General features: G+C 49.0%; 11 protein-coding genes. 7 read left to right on the top strand and 4 right to left on the bottom strand.

The window, feature by feature from the left end:
• Positions 1-209: 209 nt before the first annotated feature.
• Together ispA and IT781_RS20435 are read right to left on the bottom strand one after the other, a co-directional pair.
• Positions 210-1106: a (2E,6E)-farnesyl diphosphate synthase gene (gene ispA, locus IT781_RS20440; protein WP_194972020.1), complete on the bottom strand. Its 897-nt coding sequence runs from the start codon at positions 1104-1106 to the stop codon at positions 210-212.
• Positions 1099-1332 carry an exodeoxyribonuclease VII small subunit gene (locus IT781_RS20435; protein WP_194972019.1) on the bottom strand — a complete coding sequence of 78 codons (234 nt, stop codon included), beginning with the start codon at positions 1330-1332 and terminating at the stop codon, positions 1099-1101. Before IT781_RS20435 ends, ispA begins: the two co-directional genes overlap by 8 nt.
• A gap of 398 nt (positions 1333-1730) precedes the next feature.
• Between IT781_RS20435 and parE the strand changes: the two genes are divergently transcribed.
• The gene (gene parE / locus IT781_RS20430; protein WP_194972018.1) at positions 1731-3626 is read left to right on the top strand and encodes a DNA topoisomerase IV subunit B; all 1896 of its coding nucleotides are present in this window, start codon (positions 1731-1733) and stop codon (positions 3624-3626) included.
• A 4-nt stretch (positions 3627-3630) separates the two neighbouring features.
• Here parE and IT781_RS20425 read toward each other — a convergent pair whose 3' ends face one another.
• A complete protein-coding gene (locus tag IT781_RS20425) occupies positions 3631-5061 on the bottom strand; it encodes an aldehyde dehydrogenase family protein (RefSeq protein WP_194972017.1) in 1431 nt (476 codons plus the stop codon).
• 194 nt (positions 5062-5255) lie between these two features.
• On the opposite strand from IT781_RS20425, the gene IT781_RS20420 reads away from it, so the two are divergent.
• From IT781_RS20420 to IT781_RS20395, 6 genes are all read left to right on the top strand, one after another.
• The gene (locus IT781_RS20420; protein WP_194972016.1) at positions 5256-5606 is read left to right on the top strand and encodes an FUN14 domain-containing protein; all 351 of its coding nucleotides are present in this window, start codon (positions 5256-5258) and stop codon (positions 5604-5606) included.
• A gap of 474 nt (positions 5607-6080) precedes the next feature.
• Complete coding sequence (locus IT781_RS20415; RefSeq protein ID WP_194972015.1) at positions 6081-6635, top strand: N-acetyltransferase; 555 nt, start codon at positions 6081-6083, stop codon at positions 6633-6635.
• Positions 6636-6650: 15 nt separating this feature from the next.
• Positions 6651-7376 carry a TenA family transcriptional regulator gene (locus IT781_RS20410; RefSeq protein ID WP_194972014.1) on the top strand — a complete coding sequence of 242 codons (726 nt, stop codon included), beginning with the start codon at positions 6651-6653 and terminating at the stop codon, positions 7374-7376.
• A 1-nt stretch (position 7377) separates the two neighbouring features.
• Complete coding sequence (locus IT781_RS20405) at positions 7378-8601, top strand: MFS transporter (RefSeq protein ID WP_194972013.1); 1224 nt, start codon at positions 7378-7380, stop codon at positions 8599-8601.
• Between the two features lie 261 nt (positions 8602-8862).
• Entirely contained in the window at positions 8863-10074 is a 1212-nt protein-coding gene (locus IT781_RS20400; protein WP_194972012.1) for an aminotransferase class I/II-fold pyridoxal phosphate-dependent enzyme, read from the top strand.
• Positions 10075-10117: 43 nt separating this feature from the next.
• Positions 10118-11116: a dienelactone hydrolase family protein gene (locus tag IT781_RS20395; RefSeq protein WP_194972011.1), complete on the top strand. Its 999-nt coding sequence runs from the start codon at positions 10118-10120 to the stop codon at positions 11114-11116.
• On the opposite strand, the gene IT781_RS20390 is transcribed toward IT781_RS20395, so the two are convergent.
• Positions 11117-12103, bottom strand: coding sequence for a GlxA family transcriptional regulator (locus IT781_RS20390; protein WP_194972010.1), 987 nt, complete (start codon positions 12101-12103; stop codon positions 11117-11119). It abuts the gene before it with no gap.
• Between the last annotated feature and the right edge of the window lie 186 nt (positions 12104-12289).

Here is a 12289-nt window from a genome sequence, read left to right as displayed (position 1 = left end):
CCGTGTGGGTCAGGTACTCGCGCAGCTCCCGGGCCAGGGCCGGCAGTTGGTCTTTGCTGAGCCTTCGGACATCGGCAGGATAATGGATCGTATCCAGGATAGGATAATTACCGGGTTTGTACATGTATAAATCAACTTCCTTTAATCGGCATTTCTTTCAGGCAATTGCGGGATTATGCAGATTAATTCCTGAGTAATCAAATCGGTAATTAATGATCCCGCTGGATGATATAAAGCGACAAGTCACGCAGTAAGTCGGCTTCTTTGCCGAAAATGCTCAGGCTGTCAATGGCCTGTTCATGCAGTTCCTGCGCTTTCTGTTTGGCGCCGGACAAGCCCAGCAAGGCAGGATAAGTGGGTTTGTCGTTGTCCCTGTCCTTGCCTTGGGTTTTGCCTAAGGTAGCCGTATCGCTTTCTTCGTCCAGAATGTCGTCCTTGACCTGGAAAGACAAGCCGATGCATTTGGCGTAATGGTCAAGCTTGGCCGCTACATTATGATCGATGTCGGGCTTCGCCAGGGTCGCCATATTGACGCTGGCACGGATCAAAGCGCCGGTTTTGTGGATATGCATGTTTTCCAGCTCCGGCAGGTTCAGCTTGGTGCCCACGGATTCAAGGTCTATAGCCTGGCCGCCGACCATGCCTTGGGAACCGCTGGCTTTTGCCAGCATCGTGATCATTTTGAGGCGGCTTTCGGCATCGACAGTCATGGTAGGGTCGTGCGCGAGTATTTCAAATGCCAAAGCCTGCAAGGCGTCGCCGGCCAGAATGGCGGTCGCTTCGTCAAAGGCGACGTGGCAGGTAGGCTTGCCGCGTCTGAGTTCATCATCGTCCATGGCCGGCAGGTCGTCATGGATTAACGAATAGACATGAATGAATTCGACCGCGCAGGCCGGTCCGTCGAGCGCTTCCGGAGCAATGCCCAGTGTTTTGCCGGTACAATACGCCAGCATCGGGCGCATGCGCTTGCCGCCGTCCAGCGCGCAATAGCGCATAGCTTCATGCAGCTTCTTCGGCAGTATGTTTTCGCTGGGAAGACGCGCTTCCAGAGCCCTCTCTACACGGTTTTGGCAAAAGCTAAGGTATTCTTTTAATGCATTACTCATCAGTAAAGGGCTCCAGGGTTTGAGTGCCGTTTTTTTCCAGTAAGATCTGAACTTTTTGCTCCGCCTCCTGCAAGGCTTTTTGACAGGTACGGGTGAGATTGACCCCGCGTTCAAATGACTTTAGCGATTCTTCCAGCGAAATCTCGCCTTGTTCCAGCTGCGTAACCAGCTGCTCAAGTTCCGCAAGCGAGTCTTCGAATAAAGTCGAGCTTTTCTTTTTCGGCATAGGGATAAAAATATTTTAACGATACGGTGTACAAATTAAGCCGGGCATTATATATGAAATTGGCGGGCAAGTGACCAGGAAGAATGCGCCTCGTCCTTGTTAAAAACCTACGTTGGAAAGATAGTGTTGGCAGAAAGCGAGCAGGGGCTTTGTTTGGGGTGAGTTTGCTTTTATCGGTTCAAGGCTGGCCCGGATATTTCTTAAAATCAGAGAATTCATGAAGAAAATCATGGTCTTGATATTTTTTATAAGCTCATGAATTTTTCAGAAAATATCTGCAACCATTTGAATTTCAGAGTCTTCGTGTTCTCTGTGTACTTCGTGGTGAAATATTCATGTTAATGGTACGATGTACGGTTAACAATGGCATTAAACTCGGATGTGAGTGATTACGAAGTATGAGTAATGAATATAACGCGGCGGCCATAGAGGTCTTAAGCGGACTGGAACCGGTGCGCAAACGCCCCGGCATGTATACCGATACCACCCGGCCCAATCATCTGGTGCAGGAAGTCGTTGATAATAGTGTTGACGAAGCGATAGCAGGGCATGCCGACAGCATCGATGTCGTTTTGTACAAGGACGGCGCCGTTTCGGTCACCGACAACGGCCGCGGCATGCCGGTCGATATCCATCCCGAGCAAGGCATACCCGGCGTCGAGGTGATCTTGACCCAGTTGCATGCGGGCGGCAAATTCTCCAATAAAAACTATCAGTTTTCCGGCGGCCTGCATGGTGTCGGTGTTTCGGTCGTCAACGCCTTGTCACAGAAACTGGAAATTGAGGTCAAGCGCAACGGCAAAGTCTATCGCATGGAATTCACCAATGGCGACAAGCAGACCGAACTGACCGAAGTAGGAACGGTTGGTCGCAACAATACGGGCACTTCGGTGAAGTTCTGGCCCAATGAAAAGTATTTCGACTCCAGCAAGGTTTCCGTCACCCGGCTGAAACAGGTGCTGCGCGCGAAAGCGGTGCTGTGCCCGGGTCTGAAAATAACGCTGAAGGTCGAGCAGCCGGAGGAAGAGATTGTCTGGTGCTACCAGAACGGCTTGCAGGAATATCTGCTGGACCGTGTCGGCGATATCGAGTTTTACCCGCAGCAGCCGTTCATGGGCAATATGTCCGCGAGCCATGAAGCCGTCGAATGGGGCGTCGTCTGGGCTATCGAAAATCCTGGCGAAATGCTGGCCGAAAGCTACGTCAATCTGGTGCCGACGGCGCAGGGCGGCACGCATGTCAATGGTTTGCGCGCCGGCTTGACCGAAGCGATGCGCGAGTTCTGCGACTTCAGAAACATCCTGCCGCGCGGCGTCAAGGTGGCGCCCGAGGATGTGTGGGAAAACTGCCATTTCGTGCTTTCGGTCAAGCTGGAAGATCCTCAGTTTTCAGGCCAGACCAAGGAACGGCTCAGTTCCCGCGAATGCGTAGCGTTCGTGTCCGGCGTGGCCAAAGACAGCTTCAGCCTGTGGCTGAACCAGCATCCGGCCGAAGGCGAGAAAATTGCCGAAATCATTATTTTCAGCGCCCAGAAAAGGCTGCGCTCGAATAAAAAAATAGTCCGCAAGAAAATTACGGCCGGCCCCGCCTTGCCGGGCAAGCTGGCCGACTGTTCGGCGCAGGATATTGCCAGAACCGAATTGTTTTTGGTCGAGGGCGATTCGGCCGGCGGTTCGGCCAAGCAGGCGCGCGAGCGCGACTTTCAGGCGATCATGCCGTTGCGCGGCAAGATCCTCAATACTTGGGAAGTGGATTCGAATCAGGTCATGGCTTCGCAGGAAGTTCATGATATTGCCGTGGCTTTGGGCATCGAACCCGGCTCCAATGACTTGCAAAACCTGCGCTACGGCAAGGTGTGCATTCTGGCCGACGCCGATTCCGACGGCAACCACATTGCTACTCTGATCTGCGCCTTGTTCTATCAGCATTTTCCGGCGCTGGTGAAGGCAGGGCACGTGTTTGTGGCCATGCCGCCTTTATATCGCATCGATATCGGCAAGAAGGTGTTCTATGCCCTGGACGAGTCCGAACGGCAGGGCGTGCTGGACCGCATCAAGGCCGAAAAGCTCAAGGGGACGATCAACGTCCAGCGCTTCAAAGGTCTGGGCGAAATGAATCCCAGCCAATTGCGTGAAACGACCATGAACCCCGATACGCGCCGGCTCGTGCAATTGACGGTACAGGAAGAAGACGATACCAATGCCCAGCTGGATTTATTGCTGGCGAAAAAACGCGCGCAGGACAGGAAAATATGGCTGGAGACGAAAGGAAATCTGGCGGATATACAGGTATAGCCGCTTATAAGGCCGGCGAATGGAAGACAGCCATTTTCTCGATCTGCATATCGCGGAACGTACAAGGAATGCCGCCGGTTCCAAGGCCGGACTCACGCAGGCCCGCAAACGGCATCCAATCCACACGGAAAGCTGTGTGATCGTTAATCAGAACGGTCGATGCCGCCAGATGCTTGTAAGCGTACAGGGCGGTATCGATGTTTTGCGTGATCACTGAAGCCTGGAAGGCATAAGGCAGGGCATTGGCCTGTTCGATGGCGTCATCCAGGCGGCTGTATTCATAAACGCACACGATCGGCCCGAAGACTTCCTGCCGGCTGATCTTGCTGTCCGGCGACGCATTCAATAACACCGTCGGCCTGTACAGCGAGTCCGAAAGCCGCTTGCCTCCCGCGATCAGTTCAGCATTCTCGGCAATGGCTTCATTCGCCCAGGCTTCAATGCGGTCAACCTCGCTGTGCCGGATCAGCGGACCGCAATCCGTGTCCGGATAGGCCGGGTCGCCGACTATCATCTTGTCGGCCAAGACCGCCAGCCCGCTTGCTACTTTTCGAGCTATCGATTCATGCGCATAAATGCGCTGTACCGACACGCAAACTTGTCCGGCATGATAAAAGCCGCCTTTGGCCAGCAATGGCAGCACGCGTTCAAGATCGGCGTCTTCGGCTACAATGACTGGGGCCACGCCGCCATGTTCCAGCGCGCAGCGCGTGCCGGGCGGCAGTTTTGAGCGCAGCATCCAGCCGACACGGGCGCTGCCGATAAAACTTAAAAAGGCGACACGCGGATCGGTCGCCAATTGTTCGGCGACTTTGATGTCATTTTCTACAACGGGCTGACACCAGAGATCGGGCAGACCGGCTTCGCGCAAGGTATCTACCAGCGCAAAAGCCGATAGAGGCGTGTCGCGCGCCGGCTTGATAACGGCAGGGCAGCCTGCGGCGATGGCGGGCCCAACCTGATGGACGATCAAATTGATTGGATGATTGAATGCGCTGATCGCCACTACAGGGCCGATAGGCTCCCTGTGCGTAAAAGCCAGCCGGTGCATGGAGGCCGGATTTAATTGCATCGGAATTTCCGTGCCGCGCTCTGTGCGGATGCAATCAATACAGATCCTGAGGCTGTCGAGCGCTCTCGCCAGCTCGACTTGAGTATCCTTGTAAGGCTTGCCGCCTTCAGCTACGGCCGTGGCCACGAATTGCTCAGTACGTTCCTGCATGAGCGCGATCGTACGCTCCAGGATGACGATGCGTTCATGGGCCGGCAGCCGGTTTTTGCGGTCGCGGAACAGCTCATACATGTTTTTTAATGCCTGCTCGGCCCCTGTCTCATCAATGGTTTCAATGGAACCTACGCGTTTGCCGTCATAAGGCGAGAATACTTCGATGATGCCGGCAGGTTTGGCGCCAGCTACTTTGATGGGATAGTGCATAGTAAATTCTTTTGAATCAGTGAATTGCTATTTTTTCCTGCCAGCGGGTCAAAATCAATAAGTGGGGCTGCTTATGACTGGGAATATTTGACAGGCCGCTTTTAATGAACTGGCGTCCAGCTAGAAAATGATTAAAATGTCGGCTTTTTTCCAGTCTGGCTGGAATCAGCCATAACAGTAGAGAAACACAAATTATGAGCAGTGACCAAGCAATCAACAGCGCATCCTCCACCGATATTTTTTCTTCGGCTTTTATGATCCCTAATGTGGGGGCTCCTTTCATCATCGGCCTGGCGGTCGGCTATTTCGCCAAAAAAATGCTGAAGGTAGCGTTGTTCATGGGCGGTGGGGCGGTGGTGCTGCTGTTCGTGTCCGAATACTACGGCATTGTCAGCGTCAGTGAAGCCCAATTGCAGGGTGCGGCAAGCGCGGCAACCGAAGTCGCACAGCAGTCCGGCAATTTCCTGATCAATCGCTTATCTAACATTACCAGCAAGGGCGTCAGTGGCGCTGCGGGTTTTTATGTCGGTTTGAAAATGGGGTGATAGCCTAGGTCAGTCGAAAAGATATTCATATCGTCCGTGCAGTTCAGCGTGTTTCCTCATTCATATGTCTCATCAGCAAGGCGGACGATGAATGCTATAACCAAGCGGTACTGTATGCCCCATGCAACGCCGGATAACCGCTTGATGGATGGTTATGAGATGCTAAGTTGGCTGGTGCTGGTCTATGAGCTTGGCAACAGCTTGAGCCGGCGTTGCTAAGGTATGCAACTGCTGCCAATGTGAATTCACAAGCGCATTTCCTGAAATTCGGCTTGTGCAAAACCGGCCGAACTATTGCCCCCGTCCGCTGCAAACCGTATAAAAACGAATATTATTCAGATTTGTCTGTCGGACAACCCTATATAGTCCATTCGCCTAATGTCGTTTTTAAAGCCAAAAAATGTCATTTTTTGGGCTTTTTGTTGCTTTATCTCTCTCTTATCATTTCCTTAAAGTATTAAGGAGAATGAGCGGATGGAACGAAATGTCGAATTTTTTCTGATTGATTGTTGCGATACTTATCGAGCGCATCGTGCCAATTTGATGCTGCTGCTGGCCATGAGCGCACAAGATGAAGCAGTACTGGGCTTTGATGATCGCTTTACCGGGAGCAATGTCAGTAGATATGCGGACAGCCTGGAACATGAAATCGCCTTGGGCACACTGCAATTGGTTCTGGGAAGAACATCAGACCAGCTTGTTTTTTGCTGCATGCTTAAAAGAAGCCATCAACAAACGACTCAGCACATTTGTGATTTACAAAAAGGATTCATTCACCCTGAACACAGGGGCAAGATTCTGAAGAGGAGCCTTGCTTACATTGCGCAAGTTTGCATAGAAAATGGGGTTGAGCTGATTACTCTTGACGTTAGAGCAAATACCCGCGCCCATAAAACATGGGTGATGTGTGGTTTTGAAACCTATGGCGTACTGCCGGATTATAGCCGTTATCAAGGCATCAGCTATGAGGGGCATTTTATGAAGCAATCGGCGTACGATCTTTTGCAGCGATTTAAGTTATATATTTAGTGAGGATTTTTTACCATGATGGACAAGAAAGAGTTCAAGACAGCCATGACAGACGAATTGAACGGACATTTAACCGTTGGGCACCCTTTATTCAAATATCTTCTGGATGAAAATAAACCTGATAAAGAGTTGCTTAAATTCACTACATTGCAAGGTTATCAGTTAACCAAACACTTTTTGGCTTACATCGAAAACCTGTTCTTCCACTGTCCCTTGGAAAAGCACAAGAAGCATTTACTTCACAATATGTACGAAGAAGAAACGGGCAATCTTTCCAAGACAAAGAATCATGTTGTTTTGATGGAGGATTTCATACGTGCTATCGGCATTTCGGATGAAGAGCGCGACCGTGCGACTGCATTGAAACCGACTCAGGAACTCATCAGTTATCGAATGAGCGCCTGCCTGGATAAAGAACGTTACCATATTGGCGCGGCAGCGGTACTGGTAGCCAGTGAAGGGCAAAACTTGGAGACCGTTGCCGGGGAAGCGCGCCATACTCTTTTTGGCAAAGTATACAATTTGAAAGAAGAAGACTTATTGTTTTTCTCCGTGCATCAGAAAGAGGATGTCGGTCATGTTCGTCAGGGAATGGACTTGCTTGCTGACCTGTGTACAACGGAAAAGATGCAGCAGGAGTCCTTAGAAGCTATTAATACGACATGTAAATTATTTTATGGCATGTATCAGGGCGTTCATGATCACCTTGGCTTGGGTCAAGCTCAATTAGCGGAAGCATAAAATGAACATATCTCGAAAACATCGGATAGTGGCCGTAGTCATTGGCTTTTTTGTCACTTTTCTGGCCTCTTCTATTAAGGGCAGTTATCAAGTTTACTTCCTTGACCTGGTAAAACTATTCGGTCAAGGGAGGGATACCTTTGCATTGACAGGCGCTGTTTTCGGGCTTGTACTGGGGGTGGTTTCGCCATTTGTAGGCTGGGTCTGTGATCGATATGGCCCCGCGAAAACAATCCTGACCGGCGCGTTTTCAACAGTATTGGCGTATTTAGCGTTAAGTATTACAGTGAACTTCTGGGGCTTCATGTTTTTATTTGGCGTATTAGCGGCTTATGCATTAGCCGCTATGACATTTGTCCCTCTTGGCTTATTGATTGACAAAATATTCCAGGATGATCAAAAAGGCATGGCGTATGCAGCCATCACTAACGGAACGTCAATAGGGTTCATGGTGTTGTCTCCATTGTGGGTTTGGTTAAATACCTTTGTGCCGTGGCAGCAGATCAGCTTATGTATTGCTATTGCGTTTCTGTTGGTAGTTGTCCCCGGCGTCATGTGGTTATCCAGACTATTCCCTAATAATGCGTCTCCTCAACCTGGAGCCAGAATTCCTGATAATAATGTATTAAGCCAGCTTCGGCGTCCTATTTTCATACTGCTGGCTATATCTTTTGCCGGTTGCGGCGCGTCAATGGCTTATATAGATGTCCACTTGGTGCCTATGATGCAAGAAAGATTATCCGGTGAGCCCACAGGTGCGGTCTTGGTCGCTTCAACCTTGAGCATTCTAGGTGCCGCTGAGTTAATTGGCGCGTTTGTTGTAGGATGGCTATTGCGTTTTTCGGCACCCGCTATGCTTTTGGCTATACTTTACACGCTTCGTACCTTTTCAATGCTGATTCTGCATTCTGCAAGCGATACATGGCATTATTTAGCTTTTGCAACTGTTTTTGGTTTGACTTATATGGGCACAGTAATCATTACTTCCGTGATGTGCCTGCGCTGCTACGGCGCGGAAATTAAAGGGAAAATGTTCGGTTTCCTGTTTACCGTCCACCAATTAATGGTGTTTCTCACGGCCTGGCTTGGCGGCATGACCTATGAATTCACGCAAAGTTATGACCTCGTCACATTATCTGTCATGGGATTCTGTATGTTATCTGTATTTGTAGGCCTGATATTGAATAGGTTTGAGAGGAAGGAAGTTGCTCCATCCATGGCATAGAGCGGTTTACAGCGTATATCGGCTCAATAAGCGGAACCCAGAATTCACCGTCCCCGGATTTCTACAAAGATACTCAGCACAGTCACTGTTATTCGTCGAATAATGTTCCAAAATTACAACTTCCGTCGAGGAAAACATCACCAAAAAACATACAGGCAACTCAGAATAGAAGTAGGAATATAAAATGGTATTAACAATAGCAATTTTTAAATTACGAGTTTGAATTGCAATTAATATTTTTAAGTTAAAAGGATGCACAAAATGGAAACAACAACCCTAAGTATTCATGCCCCTCTTCCAATGATGTCCGATAGCCACTCGGAAGCCATTGCAATAACATCGGGTTATGACTTCAGTTCTGCTGAAGAAGCCAGTGCTCGATTCAGCGGTGAGCAGATTGGCAATGTCTACAGTCGTTTTACCAACCCAACCGTTGAAAGTTTTGAACAAAAACTGGCTATTATGGAAGAGGCAGAGTCCTGTGTTGCGATGTCATCGGGCATGTCTGCTTATTTAGCTATTGCCATTACATTTTTAAAGCAGGGCGACCATGTTGTTCTGGCAAGTGGAATTTTCAGCACGACCAGTCATTTATTTCGCCAATATTTTGGACAGTTTGGCATTACTGCAACATCCGTCTGTGTTGATGACATGAACGCATGGAAAAATGCCATGCAAGACAATACCAAGTTAATGGTTGTCGAATCGCCAACAAATCCGATGATGAAAGTCGCCGATTTATCTGCTTTAGGCCAAATAGCCAGACAATTTGGCGCACTTTTGATTGTGGACAATACATTAATGAGTCCCACATTCCAGAAACCCCTCAGGCATGGGGCTGACCTGGTGCTGCATTCCACAGGCAAATTCATCGATGGACAGGGAAGATGCGTCGGAGGTGCAATTGCCGGTAGTAAGAAATTGATTTCTCCCTTAAAACAATACCTGCGAAGCTCCGGCACTTGCTTGAGCCCGTTTAACGCCTGGATTTTCAGCAAAGGTCTGGACACACTAAAAGCCAGAATGATGCTGCATGAGTGCAACACAAGAAAAATTTACGAATGGTTGATATTACAGCCCGAAGTAGAAGAAGTGTATTCAACAATGGATGAGCGCCATGCGAGTGCAAATGTGATCAGGAGCCAGCAATCGGGTCATACTCCAATCATAAGTTTCACTCTTCGAGGAAAAAAGGAGGAGGCTTGGGCATTTATTAATGCGCTGGCTCTTGTTTCACGTTGTACCAATATAGGGGATGCAAAATCGATGATTACGCATCCTGCATCTACCACTCACGGCAAATACAGTAGAGAAGAAAAAATAAACAATGGCATTACCGATAATCTCGTTCGGCTATGTGTAGGTCTTGAGGAACCTGACGACATTATAGCGGATATCAAACAGGCATTAGCCATTGCATGCAGGCCTTTGACTTATATTGAATCTAAACCGTTTTTCTTGGAATCTGCTTAATATCTGCTGAGGGCGACTGATAATTGAATAAAGAGTTGATCAAATGAAGCATAAGTATTTATTTATTCTAAGCACCTTGGCATTTTTCTTTTCACCGATAATAAGCGCTGATTCTATAGCTCACGCTCCCCGCATTAAGCACAATCGCGTCAAAATCCATTCATCTGATTCTGATGATAGTAAATTTACAGCGCCTGCAACCGGCGATGACGCGCCACGCATTAAGCACAATTACGTTGCATTCCCTTCATTTGATCCCGATGATAGTGAAGCCATACCCCTTACAATTAGCGCCCGTTTTGCAATTCCTACCGGTATGGAAGGACCGGTGCCTGCTGTCATTGTCGTACATGGCTCAGGCGGTGTGGACGAGAGAGGGGAACTCTATTCCTTGCACTTGAATCAAGCAGGTATTGCTACTTTGGAATTAGATATGTGGGCTGCTCGAGGACTGGACGGAGGCTTGTCTCGCCCCGCTCATGTACGCGAAACGCTGCCTGACATTTATGGGGCCATACAATACCTGCAATCCCGCATCGACATTCAGAAGAACCAACTAGGATTGATTGGATTTTCCTGGGGCGGGGTAGTTGCCATGTTAATGGCGGGAGAAGACACGCCACAGTCAAATGTACTGCATGGCTTGGTGGCAAATTACCCTGTCTGTTGGGTTTATAACAAAGTGCCGGGATACACTTTCAACCAAATTCAGGATGGCCGACAGGTGCTGATTATTTCAGGCAAGGAGGATGTGTATGATGCTCCAGACGATTGCACGGCCCTGGCATCTAGTTTGTCTGACGAAGACAGGAAACAGGTTCAGGTTCTGGAACTGGAGGACGCTACCCATGCCTTTGATCTTAACAGGCCGGACAGTCTGTTCTTTGATCCATATGCTTATCAAGGAAAGGGCGGGGACGTTCCCATTCGATACAATAAGGAAGCCGCCGAGCAAGCTGTAGAATCCGCAATAGGGTTTATGCTCGAACAATTTGGCTCGGCGGATACTTATGAATTGGATGCTCCAAATAGACGAGACTGATTATCTAGTCAAAGTCTGGCTGGGCAGGCTGTAATATTTTCTTTTCCAGGCGGAACGAAGCGATGACGCGGCATTGAAACCAGCTTGATGCGCGGCTCTTTCAATCGTTTCGCCTCTGTTAATAATATGTCTGGCTTCTTCAAGCCGCAGCTCTGCTATGTAATCCCGCACTGTCATGCCGGTATATGTTTTGAACAAACGCTGCAGGTGGCGTTGAGATACCCGGAACTGCGAAGACAGCCGGGCGAGCGACAGTTTTTCATTGAAATGACAAGCAATATAATCCTGGACGGAATGAACAAATGGACTGATATGATTTCTGAAGCTCAGATGGCTGGATATTTGGGGATCATTGGCCATTCTGCGTCGGCAAACCACCAACTCTCTGGCAACCGCAATCGAACAATAGGCGCCAGCCATGTCTTCAATTATGTCCAGACAAAGATCGATACCGGCAGTAACCCCGGCGCTCGTGCATACCATTCCGGATTTTACATGGATTCTGTCCGACACCACATTCGCTTTCGGAAAATCCCGTTGAAGCTGAGCGGTCAGGGTGTGATGAGTAGTGCATTCCCTTCCGTCCAACCAGCCTGCCTTGCCTAACAAAAAAGCGCCTGTGCATAGGCTGGCTAGAGTCGTGTCTTTATGCGGGACATTTTTCAACCACGTAATGCTCTTCTGGCTGGCGGGGTCGCTATAGATATCAACATGGTAGCGGCTGGCGCAGGCGATAACAATTGAATGTGGCGGCAATTCCGCGGGCGGTAATTTTAGCCCGCTGATTCCCATGCCCTGCCGGCTCGTTACCTCAGAATCAAAACCGACAAAATGGATAACAAAACCACTATGGATAAGCTGTGCTTCATGAAATGCCTGGATAGGCCCGGCCAGATCCAACAGGTGAACTTCTGGTGTGACAAGGAAATAAACATGAATCGCGGATTGAGCGACTATTGCTTTGTCTTGGGCATGATTCGGCTGCATAGGTTGCTATATTCCACTAAGTACGAAGTTACATTGTCATTAAGGCGTTAAGAATAGTCAAAATGGATTTTAATGTTGAGCTCAAATTATAAGTGAGAAATATTACAAACAGATGCGCGGCTTTATATGAGAGAAGTGGACCCCACCAATTGGACAGCCATTTATCATTCTTAAGTGATAACCCTG

The sequence above is a fragment of the Methylobacter sp. BlB1 genome, from assembly GCF_015476545.1.
Taxonomy (GTDB): Bacteria; Pseudomonadota; Gammaproteobacteria; order Methylococcales; family Methylomonadaceae; genus Methylobacter.
The sequence above is the reverse complement of the archived record's forward strand: the minus strand, read 5'-3'. Positions and strand labels throughout refer to the sequence as shown.